This is a genomic window from Sphingobacteruim zhuxiongii (assembly GCF_009557615.1).
Lineage (GTDB): Bacteria > Bacteroidota > Bacteroidia > Sphingobacteriales > Sphingobacteriaceae > Sphingobacterium > Sphingobacterium zhuxiongii.
Window position 1 is genome coordinate 2,046,149 of sequence record NZ_CP045652.1, and the last position, 24,188, is coordinate 2,070,336.

At 40.8% G+C, this 24,188-nt stretch carries 20 protein-coding genes; 13 read left to right on the forward strand and 7 right to left on the reverse strand.

Going from position 1 to position 24,188, the window contains the following annotated elements; translation table 11 throughout:
- Window positions 1–173: 173 nt before the first annotated feature.
- Window positions 174–2,642, forward strand: a complete 2,469-nt coding sequence (locus GFH32_RS08765) for a phosphocholine-specific phospholipase C (RefSeq protein ID WP_153511239.1) — start codon at window positions 174–176, stop codon at window positions 2,640–2,642.
- Here GFH32_RS08765 and GFH32_RS08770 read toward each other — a convergent pair.
- Both GFH32_RS08770 and GFH32_RS08775 read right to left on the reverse strand, forming a co-directional pair.
- Complete coding sequence (locus GFH32_RS08770) at window positions 2,639–3,790, reverse strand: TlpA family protein disulfide reductase (protein WP_153511241.1); 1,152 nt, start codon at window positions 3,788–3,790, stop codon at window positions 2,639–2,641. The two genes, GFH32_RS08765 and GFH32_RS08770, sit on opposite strands and share 4 nt — an antisense overlap.
- Before the next feature lie 245 nt (window positions 3,791–4,035).
- Window positions 4,036–4,950 carry an NADP-dependent oxidoreductase gene (locus GFH32_RS08775; RefSeq protein ID WP_160366826.1) on the reverse strand — a complete coding sequence of 305 codons (915 nt, stop codon included), beginning with the start codon at window positions 4,948–4,950 and terminating at the stop codon, window positions 4,036–4,038.
- A 210-nt stretch (window positions 4,951–5,160) separates the two neighbouring features.
- On the opposite strand from GFH32_RS08775, the gene GFH32_RS08780 reads away from it, so the two are divergent.
- From GFH32_RS08780 to GFH32_RS08805, 6 genes are all read left to right on the forward strand, one after another.
- Window positions 5,161–5,739 (forward strand): RNA polymerase sigma factor, encoded by a 579-nt coding sequence (locus GFH32_RS08780; protein ID WP_153511245.1) that lies wholly within the window; start codon window positions 5,161–5,163, stop codon window positions 5,737–5,739.
- A 64-nt stretch (window positions 5,740–5,803) separates the two neighbouring features.
- On the forward strand, window positions 5,804–6,973 hold the full coding sequence (locus tag GFH32_RS08785; protein WP_153511247.1) for a FecR family protein: 1,170 nt from the start codon (window positions 5,804–5,806) through the stop codon (window positions 6,971–6,973).
- A gap of 64 nt (window positions 6,974–7,037) precedes the next feature.
- On the forward strand, window positions 7,038–10,472 hold the full coding sequence (locus GFH32_RS08790; protein WP_153511249.1) for a TonB-dependent receptor: 3,435 nt from the start codon (window positions 7,038–7,040) through the stop codon (window positions 10,470–10,472).
- A gap of 2 nt (window positions 10,473–10,474) precedes the next feature.
- On the forward strand, window positions 10,475–12,097 hold the full coding sequence (locus GFH32_RS08795; RefSeq protein WP_153511251.1) for a RagB/SusD family nutrient uptake outer membrane protein: 1,623 nt from the start codon (window positions 10,475–10,477) through the stop codon (window positions 12,095–12,097).
- Window positions 12,097–13,515 (forward strand): DUF5018 domain-containing protein, encoded by a 1,419-nt coding sequence (locus GFH32_RS08800; protein ID WP_160366827.1) that lies wholly within the window; start codon window positions 12,097–12,099, stop codon window positions 13,513–13,515. The genes GFH32_RS08795 and GFH32_RS08800 overlap by 1 nt, the downstream gene beginning before the upstream one ends.
- A 1-nt stretch (window position 13,516) precedes the next feature.
- Window positions 13,517–14,794 carry an alpha amylase family protein gene (locus tag GFH32_RS08805; RefSeq protein ID WP_153511255.1) on the forward strand — a complete coding sequence of 426 codons (1,278 nt, stop codon included), beginning with the start codon at window positions 13,517–13,519 and terminating at the stop codon, window positions 14,792–14,794.
- Window positions 14,795–14,965: 171 nt separating this feature from the next.
- Here GFH32_RS08805 and GFH32_RS08810 read toward each other — a convergent pair whose 3' ends face one another.
- Entirely contained in the window at window positions 14,966–15,610 is a 645-nt protein-coding gene (locus tag GFH32_RS08810) for a hypothetical protein (protein WP_153511257.1), read from the reverse strand.
- Between the two features lie 265 nt (window positions 15,611–15,875).
- Window positions 15,876–16,520 (reverse strand): hypothetical protein, encoded by a 645-nt coding sequence (locus GFH32_RS08815; RefSeq protein ID WP_153511259.1) that lies wholly within the window; start codon window positions 16,518–16,520, stop codon window positions 15,876–15,878.
- A 117-nt stretch (window positions 16,521–16,637) separates the two neighbouring features.
- Between GFH32_RS08815 and GFH32_RS08820 the strand changes: the two genes are divergently transcribed.
- Both GFH32_RS08820 and GFH32_RS08825 read left to right on the forward strand, forming a co-directional pair.
- A complete protein-coding gene (locus GFH32_RS08820) occupies window positions 16,638–18,557 on the forward strand; it encodes a tetratricopeptide repeat-containing sensor histidine kinase (protein WP_153511261.1) in 1,920 nt (639 codons plus the stop codon).
- Window positions 18,544–19,185: a response regulator gene (locus tag GFH32_RS08825; RefSeq protein WP_153511263.1), complete on the forward strand. Its 642-nt coding sequence runs from the start codon at window positions 18,544–18,546 to the stop codon at window positions 19,183–19,185. The genes GFH32_RS08820 and GFH32_RS08825 overlap by 14 nt, the downstream gene beginning before the upstream one ends.
- On the opposite strand, the gene GFH32_RS08830 is transcribed toward GFH32_RS08825, so the two are convergent.
- A complete protein-coding gene (locus tag GFH32_RS08830; RefSeq protein WP_153511265.1) occupies window positions 19,186–19,347 on the reverse strand; it encodes a hypothetical protein in 162 nt (53 codons plus the stop codon).
- 76 nt (window positions 19,348–19,423) lie between these two features.
- Here GFH32_RS08830 and GFH32_RS08835 point away from each other — a divergent pair, with 76 nt between their 5' ends.
- The 4 genes from GFH32_RS08835 to GFH32_RS08850 all read left to right on the forward strand — a co-directional run bounded on the left by GFH32_RS08835 (window position 19,424) and on the right by GFH32_RS08850 (window position 22,025).
- The gene (locus GFH32_RS08835) at window positions 19,424–19,834 is read left to right on the forward strand and encodes a hypothetical protein (protein ID WP_153511267.1); all 411 of its coding nucleotides are present in this window, start codon (window positions 19,424–19,426) and stop codon (window positions 19,832–19,834) included.
- 174 nt (window positions 19,835–20,008) lie between these two features.
- Window positions 20,009–20,674 (forward strand): hypothetical protein, encoded by a 666-nt coding sequence (locus tag GFH32_RS08840; RefSeq protein ID WP_153511269.1) that lies wholly within the window; start codon window positions 20,009–20,011, stop codon window positions 20,672–20,674.
- Window positions 20,675–20,698: 24 nt separating this feature from the next.
- Window positions 20,699–20,920, forward strand: a complete 222-nt coding sequence (locus GFH32_RS08845) for a hypothetical protein (protein WP_160366828.1) — start codon at window positions 20,699–20,701, stop codon at window positions 20,918–20,920.
- A gap of 223 nt (window positions 20,921–21,143) precedes the next feature.
- A complete protein-coding gene (locus GFH32_RS08850) occupies window positions 21,144–22,025 on the forward strand; it encodes a hypothetical protein (protein WP_153511273.1) in 882 nt (293 codons plus the stop codon).
- 223 nt (window positions 22,026–22,248) lie between these two features.
- Here the strand turns inward: GFH32_RS08850 and GFH32_RS08855 are convergent, their stop codons facing one another.
- Both GFH32_RS08855 and GFH32_RS08860 read right to left on the reverse strand, forming a co-directional pair.
- A complete protein-coding gene (locus GFH32_RS08855) occupies window positions 22,249–23,163 on the reverse strand; it encodes an alpha/beta hydrolase family protein (protein ID WP_153511275.1) in 915 nt (304 codons plus the stop codon).
- A 364-nt stretch (window positions 23,164–23,527) separates the two neighbouring features.
- Window positions 23,528–23,998 carry a heme-binding domain-containing protein gene (locus GFH32_RS08860; protein WP_153511277.1) on the reverse strand — a complete coding sequence of 157 codons (471 nt, stop codon included), beginning with the start codon at window positions 23,996–23,998 and terminating at the stop codon, window positions 23,528–23,530.
- Window positions 23,999–24,188: the final 190 nt, after the last annotated feature.

The following is a 24,188-nucleotide window of genomic DNA, read 5'->3' on the forward strand; positions in this document are numbered from 1 at the left end:
TTTGCGAGCACTGAAAGATTAGAAATACTTAAACCTTTTGTCTTATCAAAAGTTCAGAATAGTAGTGATTAATACAATTTTACATAGTTGTTGATAGACTAAGTATTAATGCTGATTTTGGGCTATTCTGGTGGGGAGTTTCTCCCCATCAGAATTTTATATTTTTAAACCATATGGATACTAGAAGAGAATTTTTGAAAAAAGCAGGGATGTTAGCTGGTGCGACGGCAGCATCTCCATTTATTCCGGAATCTATTCAGCGGGCATTAGCAATTCAAGCGGCTCCTGGTACGACTTTCCTAGACGCGGAACATATTGTTTTTCTAATGCAAGAGAATCGTTCTTTCGATCATAGTCTCGGTACACTAAAAGGCGTTCGTGGATTTAATGATCCGCGTATTCTCAAGTCGGAAGGTATTCCTATATGGTATCAAAAAAATAATGAGGGGCGATATTTTACACCCTTTCATCTGGATATAGAAAAGACGAAAGCCACCTGGATGGGATCCTTGCCGCATGGATGGGCGGATATGGTGGAAGCTCGTAATAACGGAAAGATGAACTATTGGCTGGAGGCTAAGAAGGCAGGAAATGCGAGTTACAAGCATATGCCCTTGACCTTAGGTTATTACAGCCGACAGGATTTGCCGTTTTATTATGCTTTTGCAGACGCCTTTACGGTATGTGATCAGCATTTTTGCTCCTCCCTTACGGGTACAAGTCCAAATAGATCGTACTTCTGGACAGGGACCGTTCGTGAAAACCCAAAAGATGGAAACTCTAAAGCACACTTAGAGAATCATCATATGGTGCATAAAGACTTAGGCTGGACGACTTTTCCTGAACGATTGCAGGCTGCAGGGATCCCTTGGAAAGTTTATCAGAATGAGATTGGTTTAAATGTGGGTATGACACAACAGGAAGTCGATTGGTTGGGGAATTTTAGAGATAACAATTTAGAATTCCATAAACAGTATCATATCAAGTGCCATCCTAACTATCAGCGTTATGCGAAAAGTAAAGTAGCAGAGTTAGAGAAAATTGTTGCTAACAATAAAGAGCAATCTAAAGATACTGATGCGAAGCTCTTAACTTATCTGCAGGAATTGAAGGGTGATCTTGTCAATTTTTCAGAAGATAAATTCCATGCTTTAAGTCAGCAGGAGCAAGAAATACATAGACGAGCCTTTACCACGAATGTCAATGATCCGGATTATCATCAATTGAAGACTATTGAGTTTATGGAAGATGGCGTGCAGCGTAAAGTTCAAGTGCCTAAAGGTGATCTATTTTACCAGTTTAGAAAAGACGTTGATAATAATGAACTGCCGATGGTTTCCTGGTTGGTTGCGCCGAGTCGCTTTTCCGACCATCCCGGTGCGCCATGGTTTGGCGCATGGTATGTTTCTGAGACACTCGATATTCTGACGAAAAACCCAGAGGTATGGAAGAAAACCATCTTTGTACTAACCTACGATGAGAATGATGGTTACTATGATCATATACCACCATTTGTGCCGGCATTGCATACTCGTCCAGAAACAGGGGCTGTTCCTTCTGGAATGCGAACCGATAATGAGTTTGTCACGCAACAGCAAGAGCAAATCCGTAGTGGAAAGCCGGAAAGCCGTATAGATTCACCTATTGGCCTAGGCTATCGTGTACCTTTAGTGGTTGCATCGCCATGGAGTAAAGGTGGGTTTGTTAATTCAGAGGTCTTCGATTTGACGTCCAGTATTCAGTTTGTTGAGTATTTTGTCGACAAGAAATTAGGGAAAGATGTCAAAGAAGCAAATATCAGTGATTGGCGTCGCTTAGTATGTGGCAATATGACTTCCATATTCCGCAAAGCTGAAGATAATACTCGCCCTGCAATTGATTTCGTATCTCGCGATCAACATGTGGAGCGAATCTATAAGGCGCGTGAACAAGCATTGCCGTCAGGATTTCAGGAAGCTTCCAATGAGACCCTGAATCGATTAAGAAAAGCGCCTTTATCGAGCTTAGGTTTTGAACTTGTCGAAAAGGGAACCAAGCCTGCTTGTGCCATTCCTTATGATATTGATGTGAACTTAAAGTTAGATCCTGAAAAAGCGCGCATTCAGTTAATCTTTGAAATTGCGGGAGACTTGGCGTCTACTAAGGAGATTGGTGTACCATTTATCGTAAAGTGTCCGATAGCTTATGGTGATAGTCGGGAGATTGATCGCGTTTGGAACTTCGCTGTTCGGCCGAAGGAAAAGATTATCTATAATTGGCCTATTAAAGACTTTGTAGGCGACTTGTTTTCGTTAGAGGTTCATGGTCCAAATGGATTCTTCCGCTTGTTCCAAGCTGCTAAAAACAGTGTAATTCCGGTTGTACGTTTTAATGCCCATAGTTTGCATCAGCGTGTGGAATTTGAATTCGGAAAGGAAGCCAAAGATTACCGTGTTAAGGATGCTTATCAAGAACTCGGCACGCGTTTAAAAACTAAGAAAGGGCGTTCCTTAACTTGGGATATTACAAAATCAAGTAATTGGTATGATCTTGAAATACATGATCTACAAGACCAGCATATCTTATTTAAATATGCGGGGCATCAAGAGAATGGACAATCCAGTATTTCCGACCCATTGATGGGCGGGCTAATACAGGTTTAACGTTTGGTCGGCTGCTTAGCGTTGAAGATTTGTTCGAGGGTCATTTTCAAGTTTTCAGCGCGTAGGTTTCTTGCAATGATTTTTCCATCAGGGTCAAGAAGGAAGTTGTCTGGAACACCGTTCAGATTAAATAATCTGTATAATTCGCTATTTAGATCTCCAGGAGAACAGGTGTTTGTCCATATCAAGGATTCTTCTTGGCTAGCTTTTTTCCACTCCTCGACAGATTCATCAATCGATACGCCGAGAATATCAAATGCCTGCATGTGATGAGTTTTGTAGAGTTCGCGAAGGAACGGAAATTCTTTGCGGCACGGAGCACACCAGCTTGCCCAGAAATCTACTAGAACATATTTTCCTCTAAAGTCGGATAGCTTAACCTGTTTTCCATTAATATCCGTGACTTCGAAGTCTGGAAGTGTTTTTCCAATTCCAAGGTTTGGAAGAATTTTTAATTGTTTATCGATGAATTTTCCGGTCGGACTTTGCTGAAGAGCAGGGGACAAGCTAGCATACTGTGCTGTGATTTTCGCTAGATTATCTTTGCCTTTTAATCTAGATTGAAGGAGATAAAGGCTAATAAAGTTGTTAGGATGCTCCTCAATAAATTTGTCATCTAAGCTATCCAAAATTCTTGAGCGTTCGCCAGCATTTATTATTCTTTGTGTTGCTTTTTCGTAGTCGTTTATTGCCTGCTCACGCTCTTCCTTTCGCAAGAATTCGGATTCATTGAGCTTTGCTCCCTGAGCACTATATTGATATGGATTTATATAAAGGTTATTTTTCGACCCTTCTAACCAGTTGCGATGTCCACGAAAATCAATAAGCTCTCCAGGTTGAACCCATAGCGTATAAACGAGTTGTGTCGGAACAATTTGTGGATTGAAATTGTTTAAAATGACAAAGTTGAGTCGGGTAGGCTCTTTAATCTTTGCAGTATATGTGAATTCGCTACGTTCATCGAGTTTGATACTATCCCAAACTTCAATCTTATTCTCCGAATAAAAGATAGGGTATTGGACATTAGGGATCGTATCAATTTTACCCTTAATGATAAATGATTTAGCTTCTTGTCCTTGGGTAACCTGAGTGCCAAAAATAAAAGATAAGGAGATTAGAAAAGGAAGGATAACAGTAATTTTCATCATACCAAGTTCAAATAGTTATTTAACTATGCAATCTGGAACGCAAAAGGAAATTGGCTCAATATCCTTATGCTGTGCAAAAGCAAACTCTCAGATAGGCATAAGTTCAGTTCATCTAATATAAACAATAATCTGCTAGCATACTGTCAACACGAGTATTATACCCTTGACTCTACCTATAGATTTTATTCCATAAAAAAAAGCCAAGGTTTACACCTCAGCTTTCGAACTCATATATCTACGCTTGATTAAAATGTCAATACCAATTTACCTTTATTATGTCCTTCTAATATTTTAGCATAGGCGTCGGCCGCTTTTTCAAAAGGATAAGTTGAATCAATTGCCCAGTTGAATTTGCCAGCAGCAATGCCATCCACTACAAACTGTAAGTTTTTCGGGTTTCTTTTTACCCAAAAAGGCTGTACGCGTTTGGATGAACTTGGTTTTCCAGCAATACTGCCGATAATACCGTTCGGTTTTACAAGGGCTAAAGATACTTCTGTTGCCTGATCGTTACCTGCCATATCGATAGATGCATCGAAAGCAGTTGGATGTACTTCCTGAAGACGTGCTTGTAATCCATCTCCGTATTGTACGGCTTTTGCACCTAGGGAGTTTAAATAATCTAAGTTTGTAGCTGATGCTGTTCCTACGACCTCAATACCGCGCTCAGCTGCCAATTGTACGAGAATAGAACCTACACCACCTGAAGCGCCGTGAATCAATAAAGACTTGATGTCGCCGATTTCATCTAAGATGGTCATCGCTGTCTGCGCAACGCCGGCAATAGATCCTGCAACTTCCCAAGTGATATTATCAGGACGACGTACCAAATTGCCAATTGGCACATCAATAACTGTCGCATGGGTAAAGGCTGCACCAGAACCCAAAACAGCATCACCCACTTTAAAACCATAAGGATTGTTTGCTATTTCAATAATTTCACCTGCGAATTCAGTACCGAATGTTTGCGGCAATCCGCCATGTTTAAATTCACCGGTCATGCGTCTCGCATCGATTGGGTTGATACCCGCAGCTTTTACTCGGATGCGCGCGGTATCTTGCGCTAGTTGATCAAATTTGAAATCTTGAAACTGTAAGACGTCAGATGTCCCGTAGCTATTTGCAAAAAGTATTGTCGAGGTATTGTTGTTATTTTCCATGTTCTCTTGTTTAAGTATACAAAGGTAAATGGACATTTTTTGTTTTAGGCATGACTTACTTTTGGGTAACTAGTTTCATGTAGGTAACTAGCGTGGAGTTGACTTTAGTTTGCTATTTCTCCTTATCGGCTTATCTGCACATTCAAAAATAATACGTAATATTGATGTCGAATAACCTAATGTAAATACGTTTAAGACCTAAATGATTCGATGGAAGCATCGCAGAACGATAAGCTACTGATTCAAGAAATACAAAACGGAAACTCTGAGGCATTTGCTGTTGTATATGAGCGATACGCCGATCGGGTCTATGCACTTGCATTGTCTTTTTTGAAAGATGAGGGATGGAGTGAAGACTTATTGCAGGAAGTATTTTGGAAACTATGGGAGCATCGTGAACGACTAGATACGCAGGAGAATCTTTGGACTTATTTATTCGTCTTGACGAAGCATCGCGCACTCAATAAGATTCGGGAGATCAAGAATGCCAGGATGAAGATGGACCATTTGCTTTTAAAATCGGAGAGCCTCGGCTTAACAGAGCAAGTATCAATTGGACAGAAGGAACTCGTAGCCTGCATTGAACGTGCCAAGGAGTTGATGAGCCAGCAGCAGCAATTGGTTTTTGAACTCTGCAAGACGGAAGGTTTAACCTACTCTCAAGCTGGAGAGCGCTTGAATATTGCCCCCAATACCGTGAAAAACCATATGGTACAATCGCTAAAAGTATTACGTACCTATCTTCATAAATGTGGATATATCACATTTCTTCTTCTATTTTTAAAATAATTTAAAATACCACTAGTCCGACTGTGTCTTTGCTGTGTTCTTAAAATAAGATAACACTTAAATTATGAACCATCAAAGTCTCAAGAATCAACTCTTGCGATATCTCCATAATGAATTGCAGGCGGATGAGATTACGCATTTGTTTCAAGAATTAGAACAGCTTACTGCTTCCGAGATCGCGGAACTAATCGACGAGGAGTCCGTACGTTCTATCTTTCTAGCAGATCATCTTCAAGTACATCGTAAAGAGGCTGTCAAAGCTGATTTATTACAACGTATGGCGCAGGAACAAACAGATAGTAGTCCTCTACTTTCGCGTTCTCGCTTCAAATGGTCATGGATTGCTGCTGCGGCTGTATTGATTGCGGCATCTTTTTCAGGCTACCTATGGTATACACAAGATAAATCGGAGGGAAGGGGCGTCGAACAAATGGCGTTACAACAAGATATCTCCTTAAATGAACAACCTCCAGAAGTACGCTTCGCCGATGGAAGGGTTCTCGCATTAGATACCAATAAGCAATATTCACAAGAGGCAATTACATTCTCAATGAATGCCGACGGCTTGGTTAATTACCATGGAAGTGATAAACAGCATCATGAAGAATTGCTGTTCTCCTCACCAAAAGGACGTATTTCTCAAATTGAGCTTTCCGATGGTACACGTGTTTGGTTAAATAGCGGCAGTTCTATTCGCTTTTCTCCATTCTTTGCAGGCAATCAGCGGGATGTAAAACTCGATGGTGAAGCCTATTTTGAAGTCAGTAAGAATCCTAAGAAGCCTTTTATAGTCCACTCGAGCTTATCGAAAGTTAAAGTTCTAGGAACCGCATTCAACGTGTCGAGTTATGCTTCTACGATACATAAAATCACCTTACTACATGGATCGATAGCTTTGGAGACCAAAGCAAAGTCAATGATTTTGAAACCGGAGACACAAGCAGAAGTTAATGCCAACGGTTCTTTTGCTGTTTCTGCGGCGAATATGGACGAAGTAATGGCTTGGAAAAATGGCGACTTTGTGTTTAATGAAATTGATTTGAATGGCTTAATGGCTCAATTGAAGAAGTGGTATGATATTGAGGAAGTAATCGTCGAAGGGAAATCAACAGATCGATTTACAGGATCATTAACTCGTAGTAAGCAACTTTCTCAGCTGTTGAAGGCTTTGGAAGTGATATCCAACTGCAAATTTAGCATTGTCGAAAGGAGGGTTTATGTTAAAGTGATCTAGCACAATGCAGGATAAATTCAAATTAAATGTGACCTAATTATATTGAAAAACTATCAGAACCTAAATGAAAAATACAAACTCAAACCATGTGAAATGGGAGGCGATTAAAGCAAGAATTCGTCGGTCCATTTTTATGACGGCCAGTATGGGGGGGCTTTTGCTATTTACCGCATTCTCCTACGGTCAGCGGCTTACTTTCTCCTATAAGAATGCAAGTCTAGATCAAGTGTTGAATCATATAAAGAAAAGTACAGGCTACGATTTTTTATATAACTCAAACTTGTTATACAATAAGCAGAAGATATCTGTCAATGTAAAAGATGCGGATTTAACGACGGCCTTGAAACGCTGTTTAGATCCCTATCAGTTGACATTCGAAATACAGGATAAGACGGTTTTGATTAAACCAGCGATTCAAGCTAATGCTTCAACTGCTCCAACGAGTACTGCGAGATCATCTGTTGGGGCGCAAAGTACAGTTCAAGGACGAATCGTCGATCCAGTGGGGAAGGCTATCGAAAACGTAACGGTGCGGGTAAAAGGCACGGATACACAGACGAAGACCGATGCACAAGGAAGATTTCAGATCAGCATACCGGCAGGAACAAGTCCCATATTAGAGATTTCATCCCTAGGTTTTAATACCGTCGAGCGCACAGTCAACTCGGGTACACTAAATTTAACATTAGAGCCTTCAACCGATTCGATTGATGAAGTTGTCGTTGTCGGCTATGGTTCACAGAAGAAGATTCATGTGACGGGCTCGGTTGCGCAGATTAGCCAAGAAGAATTAACGCGAGCTCCAATGACCAATCTTTCCAATATGCTTACGGGTAAGCTTCCGGGACTGGTATCGCGTCAAAGCTCAGGCTTACCAGGGAGTGACCAAGCGAATATGGTGATCCGTGGATATGGTACCTTTAACGATTCTTCACCTTTATTATTGGTGGATGGTGTCGAACGCTCATTTAATAATATTGATCCAAGTGATGTTGAATCGGTAACGATTTTAAAAGACGCTGCTGCCGCTGCGGTATATGGGGTGAAAGCAGCGCATGGGGTGATCCTCGTGAAAACAAAACGCGGATCAGCAAATGATGATGTCACTATACGCTATAATAATAACTTCGGATTCTCGAATAATACCCGCTTCCCAGAATTCCTCAATGGTGTAGATTATGCGAAATGGCATAATAGAGCCAGAGAATTAGATGGGTTAAACGGTTTATACTCTGATGCTGATATTCAGAAGATACAGAACGGCGACCCGGACGGAAAGTTAGCGAATACCGATTGGTTGGGCTTATTGTTTAAAGATTACGGTCTTAACAAGCAGCATAATATCTCGGCTTTTGGTGGGAATCAGAAAACGCAGTATTTCATCAGTGCTGGTTTAATGGATCAGAACGGTATTGTCCCTAATGCGACGTTTAAACGTTATAACCTTCGTTCCAATGTGGATGTAAACATTAAGGACCAAGTTAAGTTGGCCTTGAACGTCGCTGGTCGCAAAGAAGATATGGATCATCCGGGCTTTGCAATCGGTCCGAATGTAGGTTATAATCCGATTACGCAAGCGATCCGTGCATTACCTATTATTCCAGAAACCTATAATGGGCTTCCGGCAGCGACTGGATCGGGGGCAAGTACTTGGAATCCTATCCCTGCAGCAAATGCTTCTGGATTTAATAAAAACGATCGCTATGTTTTCGAGAGTTCCATGAATCTATCATATGCTATTCCTGCAGTTGATGGATTGCAAGTGTCTATATTCGGAAATTATGACCATAACTTCACTGAGAATAGAAACTTCTTACAGTCGTATTATGTGAACAAATACAATCCGGCCAATGGTACCTATGCACGCGTTCGTGCGGATGGAACCTCCGAATTATCATCCCTGTTTCAAGGTTCATCGAATGGATCACTAATGACTGTTCGCCCAACCTTGCAGTATGATAAAACAATCGACAAGCATAGCTTTGGGGCTTTATTTCTATATGAATACCGTGTTACCAATGGTTCTAGCTTTCAAGCAAGTCGCCGTGACTTCCTAATCAACGATATTCCAGAGTTAACCTTTGCGCAAGAAGATGTTGCAAATTCAATTCGCGGTAGTAGTAATAAGACGAAAATCGCTGGATATGTAGGTCGTTTCAACTATGCCTATACCGATAAATACCTAGCAGAATTTGCATTCCGTTACGATGGTTCTTATAAGTTCCATTCCGATAGCCGCTGGGGATTCTTCCCATCGCTATCCTTGGGTTGGGTTGTGTCCAAAGAAGACTTCTTTAAGTCGGATGTAGTAAATTCTTTAAAATTGAGAGCATCAGCTGGTGAGCTAGGTAAAGATAATTTAAGTGAATTCTTATACAAAAGCTTCTTTGCCTTCACTACAGAGCCAGTTTATGCCTTCGGAAACGATCCGCTTGGCACCTACGCACTTTATGCAACGAACTCAGTGCCTTCTTTTGATTTAACTTGGGAGAAGACCAGAGTGATTAACGCTGGGGCAGAGGCGAGTTTATTTCAAGGCAAGCTGAATGCAGAACTAGACGTATTCTATAAATACACCTATGACATCCTACAGGGTATTGCGGGCGTCTACCCGCCATCAATCTCCAATAACTACCGCACGCTCGAGAACTCAGGAGAGGTTTCCGCACGAGGCTTTGAATTGGCTCTAACGCATAATCATCAAATCAATGACTTCCGTTATTCCATTAAAGGAAATGTATCCTGGGCGCGAAACAAGGTATTGAAACGCACGCAGTCGGAAAACATACCTTCTTGGCAGAATATAATTGGCCAACCAATCGGCGGGATCTATGGATTTAATGCAACTGGACTTTACCAGACACAGGAGCAGATTGATAACAGACCAACTGGTCCAGGTGGTGTACAACGCTTAGGCGATTTGATGTATGAAGATTATAATGGAGACGGAAAGATAGATACTTACGATCAAGTACGCATCGCACGCTCGGCAACTCCTGAGTTGATGTTTGCGCTATCGCCGGATTTCTCTTGGAAGAATCTTCATTTTGGATTCCAATTACAAGGGGCAGCCCTGAACAGCGTAGTGATTTCAGGAATCTATCCAAACGGGGTGATGGATCAAACAGAGTTTGCCCGCGCTTTTTATGGCGAGGGGAATGCACCTTACTATTTGGTTGAGAATTCATGGACACCAGAAAATACCAATGCGCAATTCCCAAGACTTGGCGAGGCATGGAATGGTAATAATGGATGGACCAGTAGCTGGTGGGTTTATAACGGTGCGTTTTTACGTCTAAGACAAGCATATCTTGGCTATTCATTACCGAAGAATGTGATTGAGAAGCTGCGCTTTAAAGATGTACGTCTGACGGTGTCAGGTACCAATTTATTAACCTTTGATTATCTGAAATATATGGATCCGGAGATGCCGAATAATAACAATGGTTATTATCCGCAACAACGCACATTTAGTTTTGGAATTGACTTAAGTTTTTAACGATGAAAAAGAGAATATTATATATAGGTCTAATCGTAGCTGCGGTGTTTCAGTCTTGTTCGCTGGAGGTTGAGCCTTTGGATCGTTATTCGGAAGAAGTGGCTTGGCGAAATGAGAAGAATATGGACATGTATGTGAAAGGTTTCTATGCCGGTCTTCGCGATAAAGCGGATGTGTATACGAATACCTTTTCCGACGGATTGTCTGATCTTTTTAAGTATAGCGTAAACAATCTGAATGCTGTTACCTATCACAATAAAACCTTATTACAGGAAAATTATATCACAGCAAATAATGGTGTTTTAAGCGAATGGGGGAACTATGATCGCATCAAATCGCTGAATGAGTTTCTATTGAATATAGACGACAAGGGAGCCGATATCGATGAGCAATCTAGAGCAATCCGTAAGGCCGAGGTTCGCTTTTTACGCGCTTTCTTATACTACCGTATGATTCGAAATCACGGAGGCGTTATCCTGCGCTTGGAGCGTTCAGGTGACGATGGCGGGCTAGACAATGAGAAGGATATCAACAAGAAGCGGGAGTCGGAGGCAGATAGCTGGGCGTTTGTGATTAAGGAATTACAAGAAGCGGCAGCCGCATTGAAAGGACATGTTTGGACGGCAGCAGATTATGGTCGTATTACCGAAGGTGCTGCACAGGCGCTATTGTCGCGTGTTGCTTTATATGCAAAACAATATCCTGTTGTTATTCAGGCAGGTAAACGTGTTGAAGAATTGGGCTATGTTTTAGATAATAGCTATGAACAAGTATTCAAAAATGCACAAAGCAAAGAGATCATTCTTCCTGTAATGTTTGAAGCACCTGAGTATGTACACTATGCCGATCGTTATTTTGCACCTACTGGAGATGTTCCAAACCGTGGTGGATGGGGCGGCCCTACAGAAGAGCTTGTATCGCTTTACCAGATAAAAGAAGGCGACAAGTTCGTGGACTTTAACTGGAATAATGCCAACCATAAAGAGGCTCCTTATGCGAATCGCGAGGCGCGTTTCTATGCTTCCATTTTATACCATGGTGCCAATTGGAATAATCGTCAAATACAAGTGAATGCTGGTGGTAAAGATGCGTTCACAGCCTATGATCAAAACTCAAATACGATTGGTAATGTGACAGGCTACTTTATGCGTAAATTCTTAACTGAAGGTAATCCAGATGTGGATTTAGGATCAACGTCCTATTGGGTTGAATTGCGTATGGGAGAAGTTTTATTGAATATGTCGGAAGCCTACGCGCAGACCAATGATTTTACGAATGCCTATGCTTATTTAAATAAGATTAGAACACGTGCTGCGGTATCCCCGAGAGCGAGTGGCAGTACATTGGCGGTCTTCATGGATTATTTAGGAAAAGAAAGAATGGTGGAATTGGCATTTGAAGGGCATCGCTACTGGGATTTAAAACGCTGGAAGAAGGCAATTGAAGTGATTGACGGAAAACGCGCAACAGGAGTGCAAGTTTCTGGAAGCGCAGGGGCCTTTACTTTCAATCGCGTACAGATTGAATCCATCGATCGTTATTTCCCAGAGAAATACTATCTAATCCCTATTCCGCAAAGTGAATTGGCAAATAATTCAGAGGCTTTACAAAATGACAAATGGTAATGAAAAGATATAGATTCCTATTTTATGCAAGCATGCTGCTCTTCTTGTTTTTGCAAGCGTGCAAGGAGCAAGATGTGAAGTTTAGCGGCTCGAATGCTAAATTTCAGGCAATTCAAATTCAGAAATTTGACTACGAGAATAGTCGCGGTTTAGGAACCGTTTATAAGGGCGAATATAATGAAGCCGGTGATACGGTTTATTTCCATGTGACCTATTTTCCAGATGAGACTGCACCTTCAGCAACTGATTGGCAGATTCAAGGGAGCTTAGCACAGGGGGTATTGGTACGTCCTGCTTTGGGAGGCGTTAAAGATTTATCCCAACCTTTAAATCTAGAGATTACCGCTTCGGATGGAGTGGCTAAGTCTAATGTCGTACTCAAATTGTTAGTCTATCAGATTGAATATGGAGATCTCGATTATGGTTTTGGACGCTACAATAAGTTGTTTGAAAAGAACGCGGCAGCCTTAGGTTTAACAGCAGATAATCAACGAAATTTTGCTGTTGTAGATGATTATTTAGTGGTGGGGAACGGTGCGTCAGATTTATTGGTTTTCAATAAGCGTACAGGGGAAAAGAGCACCACGAAGATTCAGAAGCCTGCTGGCTTGAATGTTTGGTCTGTCTTCACCGATGAGGATGGTATTTTACATGCCAGTAATGGCGTTAACTTCTCGGGAACTTCTTCGGGTACTTTGACCATCTATCGCTGGAAAAACGGTATTAATGCGGCTCCTGAGTTGTTTCATCAGATGAGTACAGCAGGATTCGCGGTGTCTGGAGCGTCTTATATTTCGAATGCTGCTATCAAAGGCTCCTCGAGCAAGGATGCACAGATTATGTTTGATATCGATGGTCGCGGAAGAGGAGAGAATAAAGCATTACGCCTAGCTGTTGTTGCTGGAAAAGTAGAAGGAGCACCCGATTTATTTACGAAACCTGTAAACTCGGTTTGGAATGGTAAGGTAGTACCTATGTCAAGTACTAGTCGCGCACCTTTCGTTGGAGCCATGTTAGGTTTCCCACCAAGTATGGGGGTTCAAAGCAATTCGGGCGTTTCGATGTTTACAGTAAACGCAGCGAACAGCAATTTCTTGAATATGCTTATCGGTGGATTGCATTATTTCGAATTTAACCATGCGAAATATCTTGCTGTATCTACTGTGAACTGGGGGTCAGATTATCGCTTGCTCATCTTTAACATGGATGACTTAAGTCTAGTTGCTTCCTCAAAAGAGAATGCCAGTGAATACGAATCGTTTAATGTATTCTCAGAAGATTTATTGATGAAGAATGTAGCTTCTGCTGGTGACGTGACGGTCCAAGTACAGCCGGATGGGAAAACAGCATTAGTATATGTATTAGGGGTGCAATCGGGTATTGCAGCGTATGAATTAACAATCGTTGGAGGAAAATAGCATGAGTAAAATAATGAGACGCTTATATGCGTTACTTGCGATCTGCATAGGTTTGCAGAGTACGGCTTGTTCTACGGAGAGTAAATCCGTAGAAGAGCCTGGAGAGAATGAAGTCCATGTCAAACCAAAGTATCTATGGTTTGACGCGGAAGCAAATTTCGAACGCTTTTCCAATAAGGATAGCATAGACTATTATGTGAAAAAGGCGAAAGATGTCGGCTTTACAGATATTGTTGTCGATGTGAAACCTATTTACGGAAAAGCATTGTATAAATCGAGTTTTATTCCGGAATTGACTACTGTTGGCTCATATTCTAGAACCATTGATTGGGATTATTTGCAGTATTTTATTGATCAAGCAAAGAAGAACAAATTGCGTGTTACGGTTTCTACGACCTTTTTCCCTGCAGGTCATCCGGGCGATCAAAGTGGCTTAGTCTATGAAGATAAGAAGTGGGACGGCAAAACCGGGATCGCTTATACGAGCAATAATGAACTGATTGATATTCGTAATGATAAGACCAAAGTGGCCGCGTTTATGAATCCTTTAGATCCTGATGTACGCAAGTTTGTAATAGATATGGTTCGCGAGATTGTAACAAAATACGATGTGCAGGGCTATATCTTAGACTATTGTCGCTTTTCTGGGATTGAGACGGAATTCTCCGAAACAACTCGCAAAGCTTTTGAAGATTATATGGGCGAGAAGGTTCCTAATTTCCCACGCGATATCTTTTACTACCAAAATAACCAAAAGGTAGAAGGGCGTTTTGCGAAGAAATGGTATGAGTTTCGTGCAATGGTCATTCATGATTATGTGAAGGAAATTAAAGAAACTGCAAAAGGGATTAAACCAGATATTAAGATCGAATACTGGGCAGCTTCATGGTATAATGCCCTATATGCGAATGGTCAGAACTGGGCGAGCAAGAAGTATGATACCCATGCGGAGAATACATGGGCGACAGAGAACTATAAGAATGCTGGTTTTGCCGAGCACTTAGATGCTTTTCAAATCGGAACATATTTGAATACGATTTACGGTAAAAATGATCCAGAGAGTATCGAATATGGTTTGATTCGTGGTAAGCGTTTGTTGAAGGGCGACACGAAGTTATATGGCTCGATTTACGCCTTAAATCATAAAGATAATATTGAGCAAGCAATTGATCTGTGTTTAAAAGAATCGGAAGGATTAATGGTCTTTGATATTGTGCAGGTTATTGGGTTCAACCAATGGGACGCTATCAAAAGAGGTATTGCGAATTCTGGATTTTAACATTTTGACGTTAAGTTACCAATTGCCAAATAGCAATAATAAAGAAAGACCGGTGTGGAGATACCGGTCTTTTTTTTGTTGGAAAATTTGGATTTGTACCCATCCAAAGGGTTTTAAAGTTGTAGTGTGTATGAACGAAATTATTATTCTCTTTAGATGCCGATACCGGCATTATTTAAGTGATGTTACTTTAAAATAGTCCGCCTGCAGGATGGTCTTGTAACCTACGCTATATCCGACTTCATCTAAGTTTTTAGCACCTTTAGCACCCATAGTAAAAACTTCTTTGCCGTTGATGTAGAAGTAATAGTTGTCTTTACGCAATTCAACGCGAAAAACATTGGATTGGTTTTTTTTAATCGCAGGATGCTCAATCCAATCCTGATAGAGTTCGGGATCCTTTCCTTCGGAGGTGGCATCTACCTTAAACATACCTAAGCCGTTCAGAATGAAACGGACTTGCGAAGGATTCTTTCGGTTGCGATTAAAAATAATTCCCCCAGCGCCAGGATTGGAACCTCCGGTATTTTTAATTTGAATACTAGATTCTAACGCTCCCTCTTTTTGCACATTAGCGAATAGCGCATTGAGGGTTACATAAAAAGAGCCGCTTGTATTGTCGTTCAGAAAGTAATAGGAACCATCCTGTATACCGATGGTTATTTTTCCTTCAGTACCTACCCAAAACGAGCCATCATTATTACTAAAATCGGTTTCGTAGATAAGCTGATCTTCCACGCTTGCAACATCATCTTTGCTACAGCCTTGAATTAAAAGTACTAATCCGTACAGGAATATTAAACTTAGCTTTTTCATAGTATGTTTGATTGACGATTCAAATATCTTTAGCCTATGCTTGGTTTACAATACTCCGTTGGGAGTATTTTTAAGGGATATAGACAAAACAAAGGGACAGTATACTTCGCAATCTGTATCGCGAAAGCTGATCGACTTCTAAAGTCTTTCGTGAGTTTACGATAAAAGAGAAAGACCGGCGTGGAGATACCGGTCTTCGTTTTAAAAATTGTGGATTTTAACCCAATCCAAGGGTATAAACTATATTAGAGTGGAATTGAATATATTAATCTTTAGAATATGCTTTTACATAATCTACCGTCATTATGGACTTGTAGCCGACTGAGAAACCAAGTTTATCCAACTTTAAAGTTCCTACGGGATTCATGTTAAAGACTTCCGTACCATTGATATAGAAATAGTATTTACCATCGCGCATTTCCACGCGTACTGTATTTGCCTGTCCAATTTTCAATGCCTTATGGGGTTGCCAATCGCTGTAGTTTTCATGTTCTTCGCCATCCGGATAGCCGTCGACACGAAAATGCCCTTCTGTGTTCAATTGAATACGGATAAGAGATTTGTCATTCGAGTCGAAGTTAAAAAGAATACCGCCGGCAGCAGGATCATTACCTTCAGAGCTTTCCAGGGTATAGCGCGCTTCAAATGTGGCAGCGGTCGCGCTGTTTGTGAAAAATGGCGCAACGGTAACATAAAAGTGCCTATTTGGGTTTTTGTTTAAGAAATAATAGTTACCCTTTTCAATTGATATATCTACGTTTTCATTGGAACCTAACCAAAATTTACCATCATCGCTATCGAAGTTATTTTCATAAATAAGCGTTTGACCAGCAGGAATATCATCATCTTTACTACAAGACTGCACGAGAATAAATAAACTCGACAGGAATATTAAACTTAACTTTCTCATATTCGTATAATTTTCTTACTCAAAGGTCATCAGTACCTCGATGGCAAACAATACTCCGATGGGAGTATTTTAATAGTATTAGCTGCTAACTATCCGAATTTTCACTAATATTACAGTATGACACTGGCTAGGATCACACTAGTTTTTATTTTGACCTTGACTTTCTTTGTCTTATTCGGACAGGAGGATGGATTTCCAACGCTTAAATCGAAATTGGCTGGGACAAAGACTACGGAGGAAAAAGCACTTCTTTATTATGAGACTGCGGATACGCTAGCTTATGCGGATAGTGTAAGAGCCATTGCCCTAATTGAAAAAGGCATGCATTTAGCGAAGCGCTATCCCTATCAAGAGGGAATCGGCTATTTCTACTTAGGTCGACGATATATTGACTATTCGCTTCACCGTGCTGATCTTGCTTTTGATCAGGCGATATCGCGGATTGAAGCCTTCAAGACCAAAGAGGCTTACCTATATTTAAGCCGCGCTTGGGGCAACAAAGGCGTAATTGCGCAGGCCAATGACGATAATAATACGTTTATTAAACTGTTTCTAGAGAAAGCAATCCCCTTTGCTGGATTGGCGGGAGATAGTCTTCGTATGGCCGATTGTTATGCGAATGTGGCACTGCCTTTTATGAATCATGGAGACCAGGATAAAGCAATTTATTACCTCCAGAAATCGCTAGCCATTTTTAAACGATTAGCGCCTCAAGACTTACGACAGATTGATTTATATGCCCATTTAACGAGGGTGAATATTGAGAAGGAGAATTTGGAGGAGGCCTATAAGAATCTAAAGGCGGGTCATCGCTTGCTGACATTAGCAAAAGAATCCATCTATGCGCCGAATTTCCATGCAATGGAGGCCATGTATTACATACAGGTTCAGAATTGGTCAGCTGCGACAAAGGCCATTGATCAAGGTCTTGCGGTCGCGAAAAAATTGCAGAATAAAAATGAAATGCGAACCTTACTCTATCAACGAGCGGAGCAATTTAGACTGCAGCGGAAATGGGCAGAGGCAAGAGATGTCCTGCTTTCTTTAGAGCGGGATGGATATATCTTAATGGCGACCGATAAGAAGAAATTATATGGGGCTTTGGCCTCTTTAGAAAAAGAATCGGGTGATGACAAGGCCGCTAATCATTGGTTAGCGAAACAGGTAGAGATATCCGATCAGATTTTGGCGAGTGAAACCATCGCTAAGATTGCCGACTTAGAGGCTAAATACAATCTTGTTCAAAAAGAAAAGGAACTTCTATTGAGTCGTGAAAGAGCCGAGAAGCAGCAACGCTGGATTTGGGCGATTGTGATGTGTCTGCTCTTAGCGCTTGCGTTTTTCTACTATTGGTGGCGAAGCCGTCGCCTGAAGAATGCACGGGAGGTTCAAAATCTAAAGCAACAACAGCAGATTGAACTAGGCAAAGCCTTATTGGTTGGTGAAGAGAATGAACGTGTTCGCCTTGCGCGTGATCTTCATGATGGCTTAGGGGGCATGCTTGCCGGGATTAAGCTGAATCTATCGCAAATGCTGCATGTAAAGCAGACCTTTGAGGAACAAGATTTGCAGCAAACTATCGATCGTTTAGGGAATTCTGTGCAAGAGTTACGTCGTATTTCTAGAAATATGATGCCCGAGTCACTGGCACAATCTGGATTGGAGGTCGCCCTACGCGATTTATGTGTGGACTCCAAGCTTCCTGGTTTGCAGATATCCTGTTCTTTCTTTGATCTAAATAACGTGCGTTCTGCGCAAGTGAATGTTATGATTTATCGAATCGTTCAGGAGCTTATTGGTAATGCTTTAAAACATGCGAAGGCCAGTAAAATTATGCTACAATGTAGTCAGGCGGATGAGCATTTTTTTATTACCATTGAAGATAATGGTCAAGGCTTTGATACCAAGCAGAACACGCATGCGGGGCAAGGGCTCAAGAATATTAAAAATAGGGTAGACCTGCTATCAGGGAAGCTAGAAATTGATAGTACAAGAGAGGGAACCGTAATCAATATTGAATTATATGTCGGACAATAAGAGCGTATACAAGGTTGTTATCGTAGATGATCACCCTTTGGTGATTGAGGGGTTTAAGAATGTGCTGAAGGAGGATACTTCCTTGCGGATTGTTGGGCAATTTGGTCGAGTGGAAGATTTCGAGGCTTTTTTTTCTGCAGCAGCGGTCGACTTAGTATTATTGGATATTACCCTTCCGGACGGGAACGGGATACAACTTTGTGGACAAATTAAATCTGCTTATCCCGATATTATTGTCTTGGCAATATCAAATTTAAGCGAGCGCAGTATTGTCAAGCAAATGCTCCAACAAGGTGCTAATGGCTATCTTCTTAAAACTGCGGATGCGCACGATATACTTCATTGTATCGCGGAAGCAATAAATGGCGAGATTGTCTTGAGTCAAGAGGTTAAAGAACTTTTTGATATGGCAGATCTGCGTACAAAAGAAGATATTCCAGAATTAACTAAAAGGGAGAAACAAATACTCTCTTTGTTAGCTGAAGGAAAGAAGTCAGCCGAAATTGCTGATAGCCTTTTTATTAGTCCTTTAACCGTAAAAACCCATCGAGCGACCTTATTGCAGAAATTTCATACGGGTAATCTTGTTATTCTGATCAATAAGGCGAAAGAATACGGTATGCTTTAGCTATTCTTCGCGTAGACTGTCAACAGGCTTTGCTTTGGCCGCTTTGATGGTCTGCATGCTAATCGATATCAGCATAACTAACAAAACAATACTTGCGGCGAGGGCATACATCCATCCGGACAATGTGATGCGGAGGTGATAGTCTTCTAGCCATTTGTGCATCGATTTATTATTGAAGCTAGCAACTGTAGCGAATTAGAATGTGATGCCGTATTCTCAATATAAACAGAATTAAATTATGAAGACTAGATTAATTATCCCCGCGCTGTCGCTAGTTTCTACTACATTTTTTATGATGCTAAATTCTTCCTGCAAGAAAGAAGAGAAAATCAATGTGAACCAATTGACCGGCAAATGGTATCAAAAATCGAATGCTGCTCCCGGCGCAGTAGATGGTAGTGTTTCCTATACTTTTGATGGTGCTGGAAACTGCGTCCTTAAAATTACCGATTTTATCGGAAGCGGAAATGACACTACCATCAATAGGACTTATGTGCTGAGTAATGATCAAACCCTAATTACCTTATATAACGAGAAGAAAATTTATACAGAGCAATATCGTATCAAGAAACTCACGAAATCATATATGAAATGGGAGAATGAGTCGCCAAATGACGGAAATGTCAACGTAAAGGAATTTATGAAATAGTTGCTTTCAAACTATTCTGTTTGATTTGGCTAAACTTTGTGTCGCGAATATCACATTATAGGAATTATACTTTTAGTGATCCTGTAAAAAGTAGTTTTAATTGTATCGATAGAAAGTATAATTACGATAAAATCTTTATATTCATACAAAGAAGCAATTCGACGGCATACACCTATGGAGAGAAGACAATTTATTTCGCTAATTATCGTATTGAGCATTCTGTGGCTGAACATGTCCTGTCAGTCAACTGTATCTAAAGAAGAAAACTTTATTCAATTTGTTGTTCAGCCTAAGCTAGAGAAAGGCAAGGCTGCCAGCCTATCCATCTTTTTTAAAGAGAAGCCAGATGCGGGTAGTTTGCAAATTGCTAAACAAGGAGACGAACTTTTCGCAACCCTTGATGCTGCCGTTATTGCAGCCAATATCGAAAGTGATGGCCCTTACTATAAGTATCAGACAAGCATTCCTGAAGATGCAAATGGGAATTTCAATTTACCTATTCTTGAAGCTAAAATAAAAGGCAAGAAATATCATAGCCCTGCTTATTCTGTGGAGGTACTGGATACAGTTAGTGCGGGTCAGCACCCTATTAGAATGCTTCTTCAAACGGATAAAGAGGTTTATCAACTCAAGGACACCATCAATTTAACCCTAAGCGCATATAGTAAGTTCTTTGATGTGCATTATACAAGTGATGCTAAATTGGTAGCACAGGGAGCACCATCTAGCGTATTCGAAATCGCTGATGAAGGGCATGTCGATTATATGACCGGAATCCCTGGCTTTAAAGCCTATGTAGATCAACACTTCGACGTGGTACGATTCGTTTGGAATGCCTGAGATCATGGAAAGACGATGGAATAATTGGATCATGAACCTTATATCAAGACGCAAGTGTTTTCTATCATACTGCTGGCAAAGCAGTCTGGAGATTTCACTATTCCCGCAAGCCAATTCGTTTTTCATGCCAATAGCAATGCGGATGATTTCAAAGAGCGTCTGCTAACGAATCAATCTACTGCGCAGCAACCGAATAAATATAAATTTGATGTGCGCTCCAATACGTTGCAGTTTAAAGTGCAATAAATCCAATACGTGCATTTCGAAAAAAGCCCCATGGTCTATTTCTTCAGGATCTTCAATAGGGGCATAGCGTTGCTAAGGTATGTTTAAACATCTAGTTTTATTCGCTAGTTGTAAGCATAGGTTCACTCAATTCTAAGCTGAATTCACTCATTACGCATTAATTTCCCCTATTAAATCGCCTAGTTTTAATATCAATTTTCAATTGGAAGAAAAACAAAGGATTATGAAAACAAAGATTTTAATGATTTTGCTTGCCCTCATTATTTTTGCTGCTGAGGCATGTAAAAAAGGAGAAAATGGTGCTATGGGACCTAAAGGTGATAAAGGCGATGCGGGCGCAGCAGGTACTGCTGGCGCAACCGGAGCGAAAGGTGCCGACGGTTCCATGTTCTACAGCGGAACAACGGTACCCGCAGCAACATTAGGCAAAGTGGGCGATTTTTATTTTAGAACCAGCACTTCCGATCTATACGGTCCTAAGAAATCAACAGGCTGGGGAACAGCAACCAATATTAAGGGTGACGACGGTAAAAATGGGACCAATGGTAAGAATGGATCACAGTTTCTGTCTGGAACAAGTATTCCTGCTGCAACATTAGGTGTGGTGGGTGACTTTTACTTTAATACCACACAAATGGTGTTATACGGTCCTAAAGTAGCAACAGGATGGGGTGTTGGGACCAATTTGAAAGCCAACGCCTTAGCAATTTATTCAGGGTGGAGAACTGGCGTAAGAACAAAGGATACGATTATGGATGGCACATCCTATAGAATTCAACATATATATGCGCCACAGTTTACAGCATCTAGACTAGAAAACAGTGCTATTCTCGTGTACTTAAATTTTGGCGGAGGCGTTTTCCCATTGCCGTACACCAGCAATGCAGGGGGAAGGATGAGTACAATTTCCTTTCAACCAAAGCTGTCTGAACTGCTTCTTTCACGGATGGTATATGATGGAGGAGCATTACTTAATCTAAGTTCAAATATTTCCTATCGTTATGTCATTGTACCTGGAACAACACTTGTCGGTCTGAAGAAAAGAAATATTAATATTCAAGACGCAGACGCGGTTGAGCGAGCAATAAATGAAATGGAACAATAATTCAATTTTTTAGGTTATACTGTTATTGATTCTATCTATGAAGGCTTACAAAGGAAACTTTGTAAGCTTTTTTTGCACGGAAACGAAAGCGAAGGGTGACAGTCAACACTAATTTAATCTTGATCTCTCGCTAAATTATGGGAGTACGGGACTCTATATGAGAAATATACTAAGGACTATACATGTCAATTATATTCCGCTTTCCACTATCAATCTTAGTTTCCTATTTTGAACTGATTTTCTGCATCCATTCCACTGCTGTTTTCATTGGTGCAGGCGAATCCGAAAAAGCCGTATTATGTCCAAGTTCGGGATACAAAACATAAGAATATCCCTTATTTACTTCCTTTAGTTTTGCTAGATTTTCAATAGATAAGTTCGTCGGTACTTGGATATCCTTGCCGCCCCAAATCCAAAGTCCTGGGATTGTTAACTTCGCTAGGGTATGCAACGGATCGATGTCAATAAATTCATATTTATCTGGATCATGCTTGATATGTTGACGAGCCTCTTTCTCCGAATGTTTATCCCAAAATTGCGCATCCCCAGCGGTATAGAACTGGAAGCGTAATTGTTCTTTTGGGGTCACCAAAGCCCCACTAAAAATAACCATAAAGTCGATTTGCTTATTCTTTTGTGCTGCCAATGGGATAATCCAACCCGCCTGACTTCCTCCAATTAGTCCGATTTTGAGCTTTGATGGCCGAGCTTGTTTGGATAGATAAGCCACAGCTGCACTGGCATCCGCCGCAAGCAAGTTTAAATTTGCCGAATCGATGTTATTTGTGCCAACCTCCGGCCCGGCATACACGCCGCCTGATTCCCCAACGCCGCGTTTATCATAGGTTAAAACACAAAACCCTGCTTTTGAGAGATCTCCCGCGAAGCTATCCATCCTTTTTTCTTGACCGGATCCATGGACAATCAGCAATGCCGCTTTGGGCTTCTGCGGGGTGTAGATTGTTCCTGAAAGTTTGGTCGTGTCGCTATAGAAGGTTATTTCACGTTTGCTAATTGGGTTGGATTGTGCTGATAAATTTAGGGAAAGTATCAACAGGCCAATAATGAATAGTATTCTTTGAAAACTAAGCGCCTCGATTTCAGATCGTAAGTGAGCTGGACAGAAAGATATAGACATACAGTTTCTTTTCGTTAGGTGGCTGTAATCTAGGAATAGTAAGTGTGATGGAGAAGTGGAAATCGGTAAACACCTGTTGCTGAGCGGTAAAGGGTCAGATATATTCGGTGAGAAAAAGCAGATGTTGTAAGGTAATAGTAGTGTTTTATGGAAGGGCGAATTGTACGTTGAAAAAATAGGACATCCTTCGAGGCTGCTTCGAGATTTGGATAGATTTCATCCCTCGAATGTTAAAAGAAAAACGGAGCAATACTTTGCTCCGCTTTTAGAAATATTATCAAAGCAATAAATTCTAGATGACTTTAGAATTGAAGAAATTCGGGTTATCGATGATTGATATCATCTTACATTCGTACTTCTCTTATTATTTCCCTTCAACTTCCTTTTTCACTGCAACGACCCAGGCTTCAATTTCCTGTTTATCGGCATCGCTTAATTTAGCATCTTGATGAATTAATGTATAAGATGTTAAAGGCATTTCGCCATTCTTAATCGTTTCGACTACTTCATCCAACTTATGCAGTTTCTTCCCGATCGGTAATGTATTAAACTCGTCGAAATTAAGATGTCGTTTACCGTCGTTTACATGCTTGGCAAGCCACCAATTAATGGGCTGTAGCTTATTGTACCATGGGTATTTCGTATTGTTGGAATGGCAGTCGTAGCAGCTGGATTTCAGGATGCTTTGAATCTTGTTAGGTACCGTATAATGCTTTTCGATGGCATTCTCGGCTACTGCGGAGCTTATATTTTTTTGTGTTCCAAAGAATTGGATAACGATAAGTAGGGATAGCACAATATATAGCACTTTCCTTTTGAGTGATATGTTTTTCATGGAATTGTTCTTGTTTCATTAAACCTAATGTGAAGGCGGCAAGATGGCTTTACTTTATCAGAGGGCTAGGAATACTATAGCGTTATATATCTTCACGCTGAAGGCTCTAATTCTTCTCGATCAGAGACATACTACTATACTACACGTATTTCAATAGTATTGCAATAAAAACTTGATGAGTGGATGATTC